The sequence below is a fragment of the Tumebacillus amylolyticus genome (assembly GCF_016722965.1).
GTDB classification, from domain to species: Bacteria; Bacillota; Bacilli; order Tumebacillales; family Tumebacillaceae; genus Tumebacillus; species Tumebacillus amylolyticus.
Genome location: NZ_JAEQNB010000006.1, coordinates 260,277 through 279,324, shown reverse-complemented (window position 1 = coordinate 279,324; position 19,048 = coordinate 260,277). Strand labels below are relative to the sequence as shown.

The following is a 19,048-nucleotide window of genomic DNA, read 5'->3' as shown; positions in this document are numbered from 1 at the left end:
ATTTATTTTAAACTATATTTCTTTACTCGAAGATGACTCTTAATATTTCGTTTGCTGAAACGATGGGGAGGTTGAGTATGAACGACAAGCACCCTTATATACAGTTTGATATCCGTCCATCTAAACATTTTGAACACAACTGTATCGACGATGTGATCGCTTCTCTTACCGAATGGTTAGAACGGCGGTATGAATTGATGTACTTCGGCTCTTGGAATTTCGGGTTTGCATCGGAAGGAACCGGTTCCTTGGGGGAGCGGTTGCACGTGAAGCCAAGCCGCTATCGGGAGTTCTTGGAGCGCTACCACGGGATGAAAAGCACCGTGTTGACGTCGGGAACGTCGGAGGACGCGCTGCGGATGATCGTTCGTGAACTTCGCGCAGACCGCCCGGTGGTGCTGACGATGAATTCGTACTGGGTTCCTTGGGATGAGAATTATCAACAAAACGATGTCGTTCATTCGTTGATCATCACAGGACACAACCCGGAAACGGACGACCTGTATGCCACCGATCCGTATTTCAAAATGCAAGGGGCTCTGCTGCCGGTTCAAGAATTTCACCGAGGTTTCCAGCACGTGACGATGATGGAAGTTGTCGCCGATGAAGTGATCGACACCGGCGTGCTCACCGATCTGCAAGCTTACTTGGAGCAGACCCTGGAAGAGGGCGTGCCGTTTCAGCAGATGGAAGTCTTCGCCGATGCGTTGGCGACACACTTCGACTTGCAGCGAGAGACGGAGGGATTCGCGCATTTTACAGACGTTCCCCTGTTCTCACAACTGGGCGACGTTGCGGACGGGCGCGTGAAGTTTGCGCTGCTGCTCGACTTCTTAGGGAGCCAATTCCACAGCGGATTTTTCGCATTGGGTGAATCCATGAAAAAAGCGGCGGCGAACTGGGGCGTGATCCGAGGGTCGCTGATCAAGATGTTTTTGACGAAAAAGACGTCCCAGGCGTTGCTGGACAAATCGGCAGAGCGGATTCGACAAGCAGCGGTTGTGGAGTCGAAGTTGGCGGCCGACCTACTTGCGTTTTTGAAACGCTTGCAGAGTGGAGCAGATCTGGACGGCGCGATGGAGATGACGGCTGCAACGACCGAGATGCGGTCGGAGTTTGTTGCACCGCAAGGAGATCTGGAAACGAAGCTGGCCGCCGTTTGGCAAGAGGTGTTGCGTGTTGAACGAATCGGTGTAGAAGATCCATTTTTCGAATTGGGGGGGCAGTCGTTGCAAGCGCTGGCTTGTGCGACGCTTTTACATAAGGAACTGGGGATGCAAGTTCCGGTTCGGCTGTTTTTTGAATATCCGACGATCCGTGAGCTCGCAGAGGCGTTGCAAGCGGGGCAGGGACTGGGATTTACGTCCTTGCAGGCCGTTGAACAGCGGGAGTTCTATCCGCTGACGTCCCAACAGAAGCGGATGTATGTGTTGCATCAGTTTTCCGGTGCCGCGACCTCTTACAACATTCCAAGCGCGATGGTGATCCAAGGAGCGATTGATGCGGAACGGTTGGCGCAGAGTTTGCAACGGCTGGCCGTACGGCATGAGTCGTTTCGTACTTCGTTCCATCTCGTCGACGGCGTCCCGTTGCAAAAAATCGCGGAAGCAGTCGAGATGCCGCTTGAACGCGAAGATGCGTCCTCGTGGTCGTGCGAGAGTGAGCAGGAGCAAATCGAGCGAAGTGTGGCGTCGTTTCTCCGTCCCTTCGATTTGCAAGTTGCACCCTTGGCACGGTTCGCGTTGGTGAAGTTGGCGGACGATCGGCATCTGTTTCTCGCCGACCTGCACCATATCGTGGCAGACGGCGTGTCGCTTGCGGTGCTCAACCGGGAATGCATGGCGTTGTATCACGGCGAGGAATTGCCTGATGTGCGCGTACAGGTCAAGGAGTACGCGGTCTGGCAACAGGAGCAGGTGCGCTCGACGGTTCTGCAAGAGCAGGAGCGATACTGGCTGGACACGCTGGCGGGGATTCCGCCGATGCTCGACATCCCGCTCGATTACGTGAGACCTTCCACCCAGACGTTTGCTGGCCGCCGGTTGTTTTTCACGGTGTCAGAGGACGTGACGGCGGGCTTGAAGCGCATCGCGACGGAGACGGGAAGCACGTTGTACATGGTGCTGCTCGCGCTCTACTCGATGTTGATCTCGGCGTATGCACGAGAGCAAGACGTGGTGGTCGGCACCCCGATTTCCGGGCGAACGCATGCGGATACGGAGCAAGTGATCGGGATGTTCGTCAATACGCTGGTGATGCGCAACTGGGTGGATGGAGAGTTGGTGTTGGCGGAGTTTGTGAAGCAGGTGAAAGAACGTGCTCTGCAAGCGTACGAGAACCAAGACTACCCGTTCGAGGAATTGGTTGAAAAATTGCATGTTCCGCGCGATATGGGCCGCAATCCGGTGTTCGATACGCTGTTCGTCATGCAAAACACGGAGAGTTTGGCTTCTGTTGTGAACGGCCTGACGTGTACCCCATGTGCATTCGATCATTCTGTTTCGAAGTTCGACCTCTCGATGGAAGCGACCGAACAGAGCGGTGTGTTGGAATTCTGTTTGGATTATCGTACGGACTTGTTCGCAGAAGATTCGATGCGCGGGATGATCGAGCATTTCCAAGCCTTGTTGCGGTCCGCCGCCGATGATCCGCTGGCAAAGATCGCGGATCTCGCGCTGATGAACGAGGCGGAGCAAGATCGACTGTTGGTGCCGCGGACTTCCGATGCAGATGTGCGTTGGGAGGAGAGCGCTACGCTGCACGGGTTGTTCGAGGAGCAGGTACGTCGAACGTCCGATCAGGTGGCGGTTGTCTGTGGAGACGAGCAGGTGACGTACCGAGAACTGGACGAACAGGCAAACCGAGTGGCACGCGTTCTGAGGGAAAAAGGGATCGGCCCCGATGGGCTCGTCGCGGTGATGATGGAGCGGTCGGTGAAAATGATCGCCGTGTTGCTTGGCGTCTTGAAAGCGGGCGGGGCCTATCTGCCTCTCGATCCCGAGTACCCGGAAGATCGTATTTCTTTCACGTTGGAGGATAGTCAGGTTCGATGGCTGGTGATCGATCAAGTTTTGATGGACCGGATGAAATTCAGCGGTGACGTGCTTGGCGCGGATGACCTGTTGGCAGAGCACACAGGAAGTTCGTTCGAGCATGGGACGGCTGAAGTTCGTGCCGAGAACCTCGCGTATGTGATCTACACGTCCGGCACAACCGGACGACCGAAAGGGGTCATGATCGAGCATCGTCAAGTGGTGCAGTTGATGACGCACGAGCCGAAGAAGTTTTCTTTTTCCGAACGAGATGTGTGGACGATGTTCCATTCGTTTTGCTTCGACTTCTCGGTTTGGGAGATGTATGGGGCTCTGTTGACGGGCGGAAAGTTGGTCGTGGTGCCCAAGGAGGTCGCTCGCGATCCGCAGGCGTTTGCCAAGTTGGTTTCCCACGAGGAAGTGACGGTGTTGAACCAGACGCCGTCTGCGTTTTACGCACTCCAACAGGCCGTGCTCGATCAGCAGCAACTGTCGTTGTCTGTGCGCGTGGTGATCTTCGGCGGTGAGGCGTTGAAGCCGGCCTTGCTCAAGAGCTGGAAGAGCCGCTGGCCGCAGACGAGCTTCGTAAACATGTACGGCATCACCGAAACCACCGTCCACGTCACCTACAAGGAAATCGGCGACGCGGAGATGGAGCGCAATTTGAGTGCGATCGGGCAGCCGCTTCCTACGTATGCCGCTTATGTGTTCGACGAGCAGAAGCGTTTGGTTCCCACCGGTGTTCCGGGTGAACTGTACGTCGGGGGGGCGGGCGTGGCACGTGGCTATCTGAACCGTCCCGAGTTGACCGCAGAGCGCTTCGTGGAGAATCCCTACCGTCCGGGAGAGCGCTTGTACAGATCGGGAGACTTGGTGCGTTTGTTGCCCACGGGTGAGTTGGAGTATCGGGGTCGCATCGATCACCAAGTTAAGATTCGAGGGTATCGCATCGAGACCGGAGAGATCGAGCATCGACTGCAACAACTTGACTTTGTGGAAGAAGCGGTCGTGCTGGCGGTGGCAGACGTACAGGGAACGAACGAGTTGTGCGCGTATGTTGTCACCTCGCAAGACGTGGAGGTTCAGCAACTGCGCGGGCACTTGGCTCAGGATCTGCCCGCTTATATGATTCCTGCGCATTTCGTTCGTCTGGAGCGGATGCCGCTTACGTCGAACGGAAAAGTGGATCGCCGTGCGCTCCCGAAGCCGGACGAAAGCCAGCGCATCGGGACTGTGTATGTCGCGCCTGTTGATGCGTTGGAAATGGAGTTGGCCGCGCTCTGGCAAGACGTGTTGCGTGTGGAGAGAGTGGGCGCCGAGGATGACTTTTTCGCTCTGGGTGGTCATTCCTTAAACGCGACGACGTTGGTGGCGCGGATCGCCAAACAGTTGGGACGAGAGGTACCGTTGGCGCAATTTTTTGCAACGCCGACGTTGCGGGGACTTGCAGACGTGTTGCGGCGCTCGTCAAAAGCGGATGCAGTACGGATTGCCCCCGTCGCACAAACGGATGTCTACCCGGTGACGTCTGCGCAGAAGCGACTTTTGTTGTTGCAAGAGCTGGACGGTGTCGATACCAGCTATAACATGCCGGCGGCATTTTTGCTGGAAGGGCAAGTGGATCGAGAGCGATTGACCCGTGCGTTCCAACAGTTGACCGCACGGCATGAAAGTCTGCGAACCGAATTTGATTGGCACGGGAAGGAACCGGTCCAGCGCGTGTGCGAGGACATTCCGTTTGAGTTGCTGCAGATCGAAGGCGGATTGGAAGGCTGGGTTTCTCCGTTCGATTTGACCTGTGCTCCACTGTGGCGGGCGGGATTGTGGACGCAGGAGGAGAGTCGGCATGTGCTGGTTCTCGACATGCACCACATCATCTCCGATGGCGTTTCGATGACGTTGCTGATTCAGGATCTGATTGCGCTCTATGCTGGGGAGACACTTCCGGAGTTGGAGTTGCAGTACAAGGACTACGCCGTCAAAGAGCAAGAGTTGCACAATCGCGAGGCGATGCGAGTGCATGAATCGTATTGGTTGCAAAAATTCCAAGGCGGGGCTCCCATTCTGCAAATGCCGTTCGATCGCCCGCGCCCTGCTGTCAAAAGCTTCGCGGGGAGTCTGGTGAGTTTCCGGGCAGAGGCAGCACTTTCTGCAAAGTTGGACGCATTCGCAAGGCAGACGGGTACGACCCTGTACATGTTGCTGGTGGCGGCGTTCACGGCACTCTTGTACAAGCACGGGGGTCAGGAGGACATCGTCATCGGGACTCCGGTTGCGGGCCGCCTCCATGCGGACGTGGAACCCATCGTCGGCTTGTTCGTCAATACGTTGGCGTTGCGCAATCAAGTGAATCCGGAGGCGTCGTTTGCCAAGTTCTTGCATGAGGTGAAGTCCAACACCTTGAAAGCCCTTGAGCACCAAGCGTACCCGCTCGATCAACTCGTCAACGCGTTGGAAGTGCCCCGAGATTTGAGTCGCAATGCGCTGTTCGATGTCATGTTCGCCCTCCAGAATTTTGCCGGGGCAAGGATCGAACTGGACGGACTCTCCATCCGTCCTTATGAAATCGAGCAGACGACGAGCCGAATGGATCTGACGTTGATGGCTGAGGAACGTGACGAGGGGCTCCACTTCGTGTTTGAGTATTCGACCGCGTTGTTTGATCGCCGCACGATCGAAAACTTGGCCGCCCGCTTCCTCGTGCTGTTGGAACGAGTGACGGCAGACGCTGACGTGAAGATGAAAGACCTCGATGTGCTGACAGACGTGGAAAAACACAACCTGCTGGCGCCAACTGTAGCCCCTGTCCCGACGTTGGAGTTGAACGGGTTGACGATCCACCAAGTATTTGAAGATCACGTGCGTCGCGCGCCGGATGCGCCTGCGGTTTCCTGTGGGTCGGACATGTTGACCTACGCTGAATTGGATCGTTGGGCGAACCGGTTGGCGCGCAAATTGAGACGTCAGGGTGTGTCGCCCGATCAGATCGTGGGCGTGTTGACAGAGCCGTCTGTGGAGATGATGGTCGCGATTCTCGGCGTCTTGAAAGCCGGGGGTGCCTATGTGCCGATTGACCCGGCGCACCCCCTCGATCGGATTGCGTACATGTTGGAGAACAGTGGGGCCAGCGTGCTGGTGACGCAGCAGAAGGTGTACGCAAGTCTACAGGAGCAGTTGACGTTTACAGGCGATGTACTGAGGGTCGAGGACCCGGCGTTGGCTGAGGAAGACAGTTGCGCACCGGCTCCTGTGGCCACTTCGGAGAACCTTGCCTATGTGATCTACACGTCCGGTACCACGGGGCGACCCAAAGGTGTTGGAGTTGAACACCGGAACTTGCTGGAAGTGATCTTGCGTTTGCCTGCGGAAGACTTCCGTTTCGGGCCGGGAGATGTCTGGACACAGTTTCATTCCTATGGATTTGATTTCTCCGTCTGGGAGATGTTCGGCTGTCTGCTCACCGGCGGGAAGTTGGTCGTCGTGCCGCGCGACATCGGGCGGGATACTCCTGTTTTCCTCGAATTGGTTCGCCGCGAGAAAGTGACGGTTCTTGGACAGACGCCGTCCGCCTTCTATTCGTTCACGTCTTGGGAAGACAAAGGATCGCCGGACCTACACGTCCACACGGTCATTTTTGGGGGAGAAGCGTTAAAAGCACCGCTGCTTGCCTCTTGGAAAAATCGGTATCCCAACTCCCGCCTGATCAACATCTATGGCATCACCGAGACTGCGATCGTCGGGACGTACAAAGACGTCGGATGCTATGAGATCGAACACAATGTGTCATCCATCGGCAATCCGTTCCCTGCGTACACTTGCACGGTGCTCGATGAACATCGAAAACTCGTGCCACCAGGTTCGGTGGGGGAGTTGTACATCGGAGGACCGGGCGTGGCGCGCGGATATGTGAACAACTCGGAGTTGACCGGCGAACGATTTATACCACATCCCTATAACCAAGCAGAGCGCGTGTACAAGTCGGGCGACTTGGTGCGGGTCTTGCACAACGGCGAGTTTGAATATCTAGGCCGCCTCGATCATCAAGTCAAGATCCGTGGGCACCGCATCGAGATTGGCGAGATCGAGCATCGACTACAAGAGCATGAGGCGACGTTGGAAGCGGTCGTTCTCGCGATGGAAGATGAGCGTGGCTTGCAGGAATTGTGTGCGTATCTGGTGACGGAGGGCGAAGTGTCACTGACAGAGATCCGAAGCCATCTGGCGGAGCAGGTGCCGGGGTATATGATCCCCGCCCACTTTGTTTTGTTACAAAAAATGCCCTTGACCGCAAACGGCAAGGTCGATCGTCGGGCACTGCCCAAACCGGATGCATCGACGCGTCTGGGGTGGCAGTATGTCGCGCCCTCCGATGAGGTGGAGACGCAGATGGCTGCGCTGTGGCAGGAGGTACTTTCTGTGGAGGTAGTCGGCGCAGAGGACGACTTTTTCGCAATCGGGGGTCACTCCTTGCTTGCGACGGTGCTGATCTCGCGCATTCACAAAGAGTTTGGGGTGTCGATCCCGTTGCGTCAACTGTTCCTCACGCCGACGGTGCGTTCCTTTGCCGAGGAGATTCGAAAGAACCGTGCCGGGCACTACAACTCGATCGGCGAGGCTGCTCCGGCTGACTGCTATCCACTTTCGTCCGCTCAGAAGCGGATGTTTCTCCTCCAAGAGTTGGAAGGTGCAGGCACGGCGTACAACATCCCTGCGATGTTCGAACTGGAAGGGAAGTTGGATCGAGACCGCGTCGAAGAGGCGTTTCGTCGCTTGATCACTCGACATGAGAGTTTGCGGACATCGTTTGCATGGCGAGCGGGGGAGCCTGTTCAGGTGGTTGAAGAGCACGTGGAGTTCTCGCTGGAACACGTGGAGGCGAGCGACGTTGAGAAAGCAGCGAAGGAGTGGGTCCGTCCCTTTGATTTGACACAAGCTCCGCTGTTGCGAGCCGGTTTGAGCCACGGGGCCGAGCGTCATGTGCTGTTCCTCGACTTGCACCATATCATTGCGGACGGTGTGTCGATGGGTGTGTTGGTGCGCGACTTTGCGGCGCTCTACGCAGGTGAGGAGTTGCCGCCGCTTCGCTTGCAATACAAGGACTACGCGTTGTGGCAACAGGAGCAACTCGACAGTACGGAGATGCAAAAGCAAGAGGCGTACTGGCTGAAGGAGTTCGCTCAAGGGGTGCCCGTTCTCGACCTGCCTACTGATCGTGAGCGCCCTGCGGTGAAGTCGTTCGCCGGTGCTCTGTGGAGCCACAAAGCCGACGCAGAGCTGACTGCGCGATTGAAGCTCTTGGCGCAGAAGACGGGCAGTACGTTGTACATGGTGTTGTTGGCGGCGTTTCAGGCCTTGTTGTACAAACACAGCGGCCACGAGGACATCGTGATCGGTTCGCCTGTCGCGGGACGAACCCATGCGGACTTGGAGAACACCTTGGGAATGTTTGTCGGGACGGTGGCGTTGCGCTGTCAGCCGACCGGAGGCAAGACGTTCACGGAATTCCTTAAAGAAGTGCGGGAAACGGCGCTTTCGGCCATCGAGAATCAGGACTATCCCTTCGATCTCTGGGTCAGTCGCTTAGACCTGCCTCGCGATATGAGCAGAAGCGCTTTGTTCGATGTCATGTTTGTCATGCAGAACTTGGAAGACGTCAAATTGGAAGAGGTCTTCGGAGAACTCGTGATCCGTCCCTATGAGACGGAGCATACCACCAGCAAATTTGATCTGACGCTGACCGCCAAGGAAGAGGATGACGGACTGACGTTGGCTTGGGAGTATGCAACCGAGCTGTTTGACGAGCGCACGGTAACCGGGTTTGGGAGACGGTTGCAGATGCTCTTGGAGGAAGTCACGTCCAACCCGGACGTGCGTCTTGCCGAGTTGACGTTGCTCGCGCCGGACGAGCACAAGTTTTTGCTGAGTGGTCTGCAAGCAGAGCAAGAGCCGGTGACAGAGACCGACTTCGACTGGGAGTTTGAAACAGGAGCTCTTGCTGCGACGAGCCTGCATCAGCGAATCGAGGAGCAAGCGCGCCGCCAACCTCACCGTGTGGCGGTCGTCTGCGGAGACGAATCCTTCACGTATGCAGAGTTGGATGCCAAAGCAAACGGCATCGCCGTTGCGCTCACGGCGCATGGCGTGACCTCGGAAGCGATTGTGGGGGTATTGATGGAGCGGTCGCTCGACATGATCGCCGCCTTGCTTGGGGTTTTGAAGGCGGGAGGTGCCTATCTGCCTCTCGATCCGGATGCGCCACGAGAGCGCATCGAGTTCACATTGGAGGACAGTGGGGCTCGTTGGCTGGTGACGCAACGAGGGCTGGCTCAAGAGATCGAGTTTTCCGGCATCCTCCTCTCTGTGGAGGACATGGACCCAGTGGTCAACTCCGCGTCCATCGCGGTGCAAGAAGAGCAGTTGGCGTATGTGATTTATACCTCGGGCACAACCGGGAAACCGAAGGGCGTGCAAATTCAACATCACAACGTTCTGCAATTGATCGACCAGACCGCAAAGAAGTTCTCATTTGACGCTGAGGATGTCTGGACGATGTTCCATTCGTTCGCGTTCGATTTCTCGGTTTGGGAGATGTATGGAGCTTTGATGCACGGCGGGAAGCTCATCATCGTTCCCAAAATGATCGCGCAAGACGCGGGGGCCTTCCTGCACTTGGTACAGGAGGAGAACGTGACCGTGCTCAACCAAACCCCCTCTGCGTTCTATTCCCTGCAGCAAGCAGCGGTGGAGAGAGGCGAATTCCCTGAGCGTGTACGTCTGGTGATCTTCGGCGGAGAGGCGTTGAAGCCAATCCTGCTCAAACCGTGGAAGCAAAATGCGCCCCAAACGAGGCTGGTCAACATGTATGGGATCACGGAGACCACCGTTCACGTCACGTTCAAAGAGTTGAGTGGAAGTGACTTAGAAAGTTCCGTGAGTACGATTGGCACACCGCTGCCTCTCTATACCTGCTACGTGCTGGATGAAAACCGACGCTTCCTCCCGCCGGGAGTACCGGGCGAATTGTATGTCGGAGGTTCGGGAGTCGCTCGCGGCTATCTGAACCGCGAGCACTTGACGGAGGAGCGATTCGTCGAGAATCCCTATCGACCCCAAGAACGTTTGTACAAGTCGGGCGACTTGGTGCGCTTGCTTCCAAACGGAGAGCTGGAGTATCGCGGACGCATCGACCACCAAGTCAAGATTCGCGGATATCGTATCGAGATTGGCGAGATTGAGCATCGACTACAAGAGCATGAGGCGACGTTGGAAGCGGTCGTTCTCGCGATGGAAGATGAGCATGGCTTGCAGGAATTGTGTGCGTATCTGGTGACGGAGGGCGAAGTGTCACTGACAGAGATCCGAAGCCACCTGGCGGAGCAGGTGCCGGGGTATATGATCCCCGCCCACTTTGTTTTGTTACAAAAAATGCCCTTGACCGCAAACGGCAAGGTCGATCGTCGGGCTTTGCCCAAACCGGATGCATCGACGCGTCTGGGGTGGCAGTATGTCGCGCCTTCCGATGCGATGGAGACGCAGATGGCTGCGCTGTGGCAGGAGGTACTTTCTGTGGAGGTAGTCGGCGCAGAGGACGACTTTTTCGCAATCGGGGGTCACTCCTTGCTTGCGACGGTACTGATCTCGCGCATTCACAAAGAGTTTGGAGTGTCGATCCCGTTGCGTCAACTGTTCCTCACACCGACGGTGCGTTCCTTTGCCGAGGAGATTCGAAAGAACCGTGCCGGGCACTACAACTCAATCGGCGAGGCTGCTCCGGCTGACTGTTATCCACTTTCGTCCGCTCAGAAGCGTATGTTTCTCCTCCAAGAGTTGGAAGGTGCAGGCACGGCGTACAACATCCCTGCGATGTTCGAACTGGAAGGGAAGTTGGATCGAGACCGCGTCGAAGAGGCGTTTCGTCGCTTGATCACTCGACATGAGAGTTTGCGGACATCGTTTGCATGGCGAGCGGGGGAGCCTGTTCAGGTGGTTGAAGAGCACGTGGAGTTCTCGTTGGAACACGTGGAGGCGAGCGACGTTGAGAAAGCAGCGAAGGAGTGGGTCCGTCCCTTTGATTTGACACAAGCTCCGCTGTTGCGAGCTGGTTTGAGCCACGGGGCCGAGCGTCATGTGCTGTTCCTCGATCTGCACCATATCATTGCGGACGGTGTGTCGATGGGCGTGTTGGTGCGCGACTTTGCGGCGCTCTACGCAGGTGAGGAGTTGCCGCCGCTTCGCTTGCAATACAAGGACTACGCGGTGTGGCAACAGGAGCAACTCGACAGTACGGAGATGCAAAAGCAAGAGGCGTACTGGCTGAAGGAGTTCGCTCAAGGGGCTCCCGTTCTCGACCTGCCTACTGATCGTGAGCGCCCTGCGGTGAAGTCGTTCGCCGGTGCTCTGTGGAGCCACAAAGCCGACGCAGAGCTGACTGCGCGATTGAAGTTCTTGGCGCAGAAGACGGGCAGTACGTTGTACATGGTGTTGTTGGCGGCGTTTCAGGCCTTGTTGTACAAACACAGCGGCCATGAGGACATCGTGATCGGTTCGCCTGTCGCGGGACGAACCCATGCGGACTTGGCGAACACCTTGGGGATGTTTGTCGGGACGGTGGCGTTGCGCTGTCAGCCGACCGGGGGCAAGACGTTCATGGAATTCCTTCAAGAAGTGCGGGAAACGGCGCTTTCGGCCATCGAGAATCAGGACTATCCCTTCGATCTCTTGGTCAGTCGCTTAGACCTGCCTCGTGATATGAGCAGAAGCGCTTTGTTCGATGTCATGTTTGTCATGCAGAACTTGGAAGACGTCAAATTGGAAGAGGTCTTCGGAGAACTCGTGATCCGTCCCTATGAGACGGAGCATACCACCAGCAAATTTGATTTGACGCTGACCGCCAAGGAAGAGGATGACGGACTGACTCTGGCTTGGGAGTATGCAACCGAGCTGTTTGACGAGCGCACGGTAACCGGGTTTGGGAGACGGTTGCAGATGCTCTTGGAGGAAGTCACGTCCAACCCGGACGTGCGTCTTGCCGAGTTGACGTTGCTCGCGCCGGACGAGCAAAAGTTGTTGCTGAGTGGTCTGCAAGCAGAGCAAGAGCCGGTGACAGAGACCGGGGAGACGGACGACTTCGACTGGGAGTTTGAAACGGGAGCTCATAGCCTGCATCGGCGAATCGAGGAGCAAGCGCGCCGCCAACCTCACCGTGTGGCGGTCGTCTGCGGAGACGAATCCTTCACGTATGCAGAGTTGGATGCCAAAGCAAACGGCATCGCCGTTGCGCTCTCGGCGCATGGCGTGACCTCGGAAGCGATTGTGGGGGTATTGATGGAGCGGTCGCTCGACATGATCGCCGCCTTGCTTGGGGTTTTGAAGGCGGGAGGTGCTTATCTGCCTCTCGATCCGGATGCGCCACGAGAGCGCATCGAGTTCACATTGGAGGACAGTGGAGCTCGTTGGCTGGTGACGCAACGAGGGCTGGCTCAAGAGATCGAGTTTTCCGGCACCCTCTTCTCTGTGGAGGACATGGTTCCAGTGGTCGACTCCGCGTCCATCGCGGTGCAAGAAGAGCAGTTGGCGTATGTGATTTATACCTCAGGCACAACCGGGAAACCGAAGGGCGTGCAAATTCAACATCACAACGTCCTGCAATTGATCGACCAGACCGCCAAGAAGTTCTCGTTTGACGCTGAGGATGTCTGGACGATGTTCCATTCGTTCGCGTTCGATTTCTCGGTTTGGGAGATGTATGGAGCTTTGATGCACGGCGGGAAGCTCATCATCGTTCCCAAAATGATCGCGCAAGACGCGGGGGCCTTCCTGAACTTGGTACAGGAGGAGAACGTGACCGTGCTCAACCAAACTCCCTCTGCGTTCTATTCCCTGCAACAAGCAGCGGTGGAGCGAAACGAATTCCCTGAGCGAGTACGTCTGGTGATCTTCGGCGGAGAGGCGTTGAAGCCAATCCAGCTCAAACCGTGGAAGAAAAATGCGCCCCAAACGAGGCTGGTCAACATGTATGGGATCACGGAGACCACCGTTCACGTCACGTTCAAAGAGTTGAGTGGAAGTGACTTAGAAAGTTCCGTGAGCACGATTGGCACACCGCTGCCTCTCTATACCTGCTACGTGCTGGATGAAAACCGACGCTTCCTCCCGCCGGGGGTACCGGGCGAATTGTATGTCGGAGGTTCGGGAGTCGCTCGCGGCTATCTGAACCGAGAGCACTTGACGGAGGAACGATTCGTCGTGAATCCCTATCGACCCCAAGAACGTTTGTACAAGTCGGGCGACTTGGTGCGCTTGCTTCCTAACGGAGAGCTGGAGTATCGCGGACGCATCGACCACCAAGTCAAGATTCGCGGGTATCGTATCGAACTTGGGGAGATTGAACATCGACTTCTCCAACATGACACTGTGCAAGAAACGGTCGTGCTGGCGATGGAGCAAGAGCTCTGCGCCTATGTGGTGACAAAAAGCGAAGTGTCGCTTCAAGAGTTGCGTGGGCATCTCGCAGAGACATTGCCTTCCTATATGGTGCCGTCCCATTTCCTCCTCCTCGATTCACTCCCTCTGACCCACAACGGGAAAGTGGACCGTCGAGCCTTGCCTACGCCCAATGCTTCCGTTCGTCTCCTATCCGAATACGAAGCACCCTCCAACGACCGTGAGCGTCAACTCGCCGAAATCTGGCAAGACGTGTTGCAAATCGAGCGGATCGGGGTGGGAGATGATTTCTTCGCAAGTGGAGGACATTCGTTAAAGGCAGTTCGCATGACAGCTCGGGTCTACGAGCGTCTTGGACTCGAAGTCTCCCTGCGGGATGTGTACCAGCATCCGACGATTCGCCACCTCGCCAATCATCTGGGTCGTGATGAATCCCCCCGTGAACTCTTGGTTCACCTCGGGGGGGCAGAGCAGGCGGTACGAACGCTGTTCGCCTTCCCGCCACTTGGTGGTGACGCCTACACCTTCAAGGGGTTGGCAGCGCATCTTTTGGACTCGGAGCTTTATGGATTTGACTTCCTCGTGACTGAAGATCGTATCGAACAGTACGTTCGACTCCTGCGAGAGGTGCAACCGCAAGGCCCTTACCACTTGCTGGCGTACTCAGCCGGTGGGAACCTCGCATATGAAGTGGCTCGAACCTTGGAAGCAGAAGGGCTGGACGTTGCAATGCTTCTCTTGGTGGACTCCTTGCCAGGGCTTGAAGAAGAGTTGAAAGAGTTCAATGATGCAGACCTGCTCCGCTTCGTGGAACAAATCGGCGGCGGGTATTGGTCCGAGTGGCTCTCTCAACCCGGCCTGCGAAAACGCATGGTGGAGGAGATGAATGTCTATCTGGCTGTTTGCGCGAAGATGCAGTTTGAAACGAAACTTCACGCACCCATCCATCTGATCAAATCGACAGACCCGGTTCCGGATCGTGAGCGTTGGGCACAGATCACGCAAGGAGAGTTCCACGCGTACCAAGGGGTAGGGGGGCACTTTGAAATGCTGGGAGCGTCCGCACTTTCACACAATGCGGAACGAATTCGCCAGATCTTGGGAGACAGGAGGACGCAATCATGATCCATCCGCTGACGCATCCGCAGAAACGCATCTGGTACATCGAGCAGACGTATCCCGGAACGCCGATGTACAACATTGGAGGTGCGGTGCGTGTGCAGGGCCGAGTGCATCTCGACGTGTTGGAGCAGGCGATTTCCCGGTTCATCCAGTCTCATGAAGGTGTTCGCTTGCAGTTGACCTTGCAGAACGGGGAGGTCGGTCAATACGTGGCCGACTTCACGGGTCTGCACGTCACCCGACAGATCTTTCAAACGGAAGTGGAGTTTGAGACATGGGCGAGGGCGGAGTTCGAGACACCGTTTGAGCTCTATGACAGCCCGCTTTTTTCCTTCACATTGTTCGAGGTGAAGGAGACGCTTCTCTCCGGCTACTTTGTCAAACTGCACCACATCGTCGCAGACGGCTGGTCCGTTCAACTGATGACGAATCAAATACTGGCATTTTATGAAGGAATTTTGCAGGGGGAACGCGCGACCGCGGAGGACGCTCCACGATATCTCGCACGCATTGAACGGGAGCAAGCGTACTTGGACTCCCCCCGATCCGAGAAAAACCGTGCCTACTGGTGCGAGAAATTCCGGACGCTGCCAGACGGATTTTTACTAAAAAGCACGGAGGACGTGCGGGGACAGCGCAAGGTCGTGGAACTGGACAGCTTGCTTTCCGAACGGATTCGCGAATTCACGTCCCGACATGGATTGTCACTGAACTCGCTGTTCGTCTCGTTGATGGTGTTGTATCTGCACAAGCGAACACAAGCTCCTGAGCTGATCCTCGGCATCCCGGTGTTAAACCGCTCCGGCGCGAAGGAAAAAGCCACGTTTGGCATGTTCACGGGCACGATGCCTCTGCGCGTCGCACTGGATGATGAGTGGAGCAACACCGAGTTGTTGAAACAAGTGCAAGCGGAGATAACGGCGAGCCTCTTTCACCAACGCTATCCGTTCGACAAGCTCGTACAGGACATCGAACTGAAAAAGCGCGGGTATGAGAGCTTGTTCCAAGTTTCTGTAAACACGTACAACACGCAATTGAACCGTACCTTGCACGGGTACGCCCTTGAGAACCAGGAGTTCTACAGCGGATACCAACCCTATTCGTTGCAACTTGTGGTCAAGGAGTGGTCTGGTGATGGGCGGCTGACTTTGTTCTTCGATACGAAGTGCGGCGATTTTACGGAGCGACAAGTGGAGGAGTTGGCGGCGCGGATGCTCGTTCTGTTGGAGGACGTGATCGCCAAGCCTGATGATCGCCTCTCGCAGTTGTCGCTCGTCTCCGCGAAGGAACGCCACGATCTCCTAGAGGGTCGGAATCAGACGCAGACGGCATATCCACGAGAGAAAACCATCGTGCAGCTTTTCGAAGAGCAAACGATCGCAACACCCGATCGGGTGGCGGTTCGAGATCGAGGTCGAACGTGGACGTATAAGGAACTCAATGAAAAAGCCAACCAGTTGGCGTCCTCCTTGCCTTCGAACTCGTTGGTGGCGGTGCTGTCCAAGCATTCGGCGGAAGTGGTCGCAGGACTGCTCGCGGTGCTGAAGTCCGGCAGTGCTTATGTGCCCCTCGATCCAGAACATCCTGCGACTCGCATATGTGAAGTGTTGGAAGACTCCGAGGCGGAGGTCCTCTTGACAGACGGAAGCGTGCACATCCCGAAATCGTTCACCGGACAAGTGATTGTACTCGGGACGTTTGAGGGGCCGACGGAGAACACAGCACCTCGGGCTCGCCCGGAAGATCTGGCGTATCTCATCTACACGTCCGGCTCCACAGGCAAACCCAAGGGCGCCATGATCGAGCATCGCGGGCTGGTGAACTACATCACGTGGGCTGCAAACACGTACGCGCCGAAAAAAGGGCAGATGGCGTTTCCCTTGTACTCTTCACTGGCCTTTGATCTGACGGTCACCTCGATCTTCACTCCGTTGATCTGCGGGGGAGAAGTGATCGTGTATCGAGAGGACGGCACGGAGTTTGTGTTGCATCGCGTGTTGCGTGAAAACTGCGCAAACGTGCTCAAACTCACGCCGGCGCATCTCGCGTATCTGAACGGTCTCGACCTTCGCGAGTCTAACGTGGAGAAGTTGATCGTCGGCGGAGAAGATCTGAAAGCGTCACTCGCAAGTGGAATTCACCAAAGCTTCGGCGGCGACGTCGAAATCTACAACGAATACGGCCCAACCGAGACGGTGGTCGGATGCATGATTCATCGCTACGATCCAAGCCTTGGCACGTCTGGTTCAGTTCCCATTGGGGTTCCCATTCAGAACACGCAACTCTATGTGCTCGACGAACAGGGGCAGCCGGTGCCGGATGGGATGTCCGGTGAGATTCACATCGGCGGTGACGGCGTGGCGCGAGGATATCTGCATCGCGCGGAACTAACCCGAGAGCGATTTGTGGAGAATTCCTTCCGACCGGGCACGCGCATGTACAAGACGGGCGACCTCGCCCGCTGGTTGCCAAGCGGAGTTCTGGAGTACCTCGGACGCCGTGACCACCAAGTGAAGATTCGCGGTCATCGCATCGAGTTGGGGGAAATCGAGAACGAATTGCTGGCTCACGAAGATGTGCGCGAGGCGGTCGTGATGGTTCGTGAAGACGAGCGAGGACAGAACTACCTCGTGGCCTACTTCATCCCGGAACAACCTGCAACTCCTCAAAAGCCGGTTGGAACAGCGCATCTCCGGCGTCACTTGATCGAGTTGATGCCCGCCTATATGGTTCCGTCGTACTTGCTTTCGCTGGAGAAATTTCCGCTCACCGCCAACGGCAAAATCGACCGTGACTCCTTGCCCGACCCGTTGATGATCGAAGAGGCCGCTCCCCGAACGGAGGAACTCGCAGACGAAACGCAAGAGATCTTGATACAGGTGTTGCGAGAACTGTTGCAAGTCGAGGAAATCAAGCCTCGCGATAACTTCTACTTCCTCGGCGGCGATTCGGTCAAAGCGATTCAACTGGCAAGCAAGCTGAGAGAACACGGCTTGCACATCGCCGTCAAAGATGTGCTCGCGTACCCGGTCATCTGCGAGTTGGCGGCGGCCGTTGAACACCGTGTCACTCCGTCTGCTCCACAAAAAGCGGCGGTCGGGGAAGTGTTGCCGACACCGATTCTGTCGTGGTTCGCCCGACAACGTTTCCCGCTGGCACACCATTGGAACCAATCGGTGCTGTTGCGCGTACAGCGCGACATTCAGGTGGCGCATCTCCAATCGGCGCTCGATTTGTTGGTGGCTCACCATGACTCGTTGCGGCTCACGTTCAACGTGGAGAGCAATCGTTTTGCGTATGCAGAACGATTGGACAGCCACGTGCCTCTCCAAGAGGTGAAGACAACCTCCGATTGGCTGCCCACGATTGCAGAGTCTGTCAAAGCAAGCATGAATCTTGAAACAGGTCCTGTTTTTCAAGCGGCGTTGTTCGAACTCGGACCTGAAGGACGGCGGTTGTTGTTGACTGCGCACCATATCGCGGTAGATGCGGTCTCCTGGCGCATCTTGTTGGAGGATCTCAGCCGCCTCTGTACGCACTTGCAAGACGGGACCTCTCCTCGATTGCCGGAGAAGTCGCATACCGTCCAAGCGTTTGCAGAGCGGTTGCATGAACAGGGAGGCACGCTGGTTCAAGAGGAACTCTCTTATTGGAAGGAAGTAGATGGAGACGGGCCGTTGTCGCCAGAGTTGGAGCCAGCAGAGAGCGAACGATGTGAAAGGCGAGTACGACTGCTCGCAGACGAGACGCAGACGCTTTTAACCACTGCAAACGTCGCGTATTCCACACAAACGAACGACCTCCTCGTCACGGCGCTGGCCCTCGCTCTACGAGACCTCACGGGACACACGAACCTCGTGATCGAGCTGGAAGGTCATGGGCGTGAGTCACTTTTTCCCGAACTGGACTTGACTCGTACAGTCGGTTGGTTCACATCGATGTACCCGGTTCGCTTGCAACTCCCGAGTTCTGCACATTCTGATCCCGGCACGGCTCTGAAAGCGGTAAAAGAACATCTGCATCGCATCCCGCAAAAAGGCATTGGGTACGGAATCTTGCGTGAAGTTGTCGGAGCCATCTCCACGCAACCGAGGCGGGATGTGCGCTTCAACTATTTGGGCGAGTTTTCACAGGAGCTTCCTCATGGTGGTTTTAGCATCGCGGAGGAGGAAAGTGGAGTGGACGTCGCGCGGGAGAATCCGATGACATGCGGACTGGACATTCAAGCGATGGTGCAAGCGGGGCAGTTGGAGATCAAGATCTCCAGCGAGCTCTACCGTTCCTCCACAGTCGAAAGCCTGTTGCAGGCCTTCCTGAAAAACTTGCGGGTTCTGCTGGACCATTGCGGCGGAGCAGAGGAGCGTATGGACATCACCCCGTCCGACTTTGACACGCTGGATCTCTCACAGGATGAATTGGACGGGCTGTTCGAGTAACGAGGGGGCATAGGC

Annotated in this window: 2 protein-coding genes; both read left to right on the top strand. The window is 56.4% G+C overall.

All coding sequences use genetic code 11. The annotated features are described in order from the left end of the window. Positions 1-77: 77 nt before the first annotated feature. The gene (locus JJB07_RS18875; RefSeq protein WP_201637627.1) at positions 78-14,600 is read left to right on the top strand and encodes a non-ribosomal peptide synthetase; all 14,523 of its coding nucleotides are present in this window, start codon (positions 78-80) and stop codon (positions 14,598-14,600) included. After that, positions 14,597-19,033: a non-ribosomal peptide synthetase gene (locus JJB07_RS18870; protein WP_201637626.1), complete on the top strand. Its 4,437-nt coding sequence runs from the start codon at positions 14,597-14,599 to the stop codon at positions 19,031-19,033. The genes JJB07_RS18875 and JJB07_RS18870 overlap by 4 nt, the downstream gene beginning before the upstream one ends. Positions 19,034-19,048 lie beyond the last annotated feature (15 nt).

Excerpts from the sequence above, each read along its gene's own strand:
- JJB07_RS18875 (WP_201637627.1), top strand. The coding sequence starts at position 78 with ATGAACGACAAGCACCCTTATATACAGTTTGATATCCGTCCATCTAAA.
- JJB07_RS18870 (WP_201637626.1), top strand. The coding sequence starts at position 14,597 with ATGATCCATCCGCTGACGCATCCGCAGAAACGCATCTGGTACATCGAG.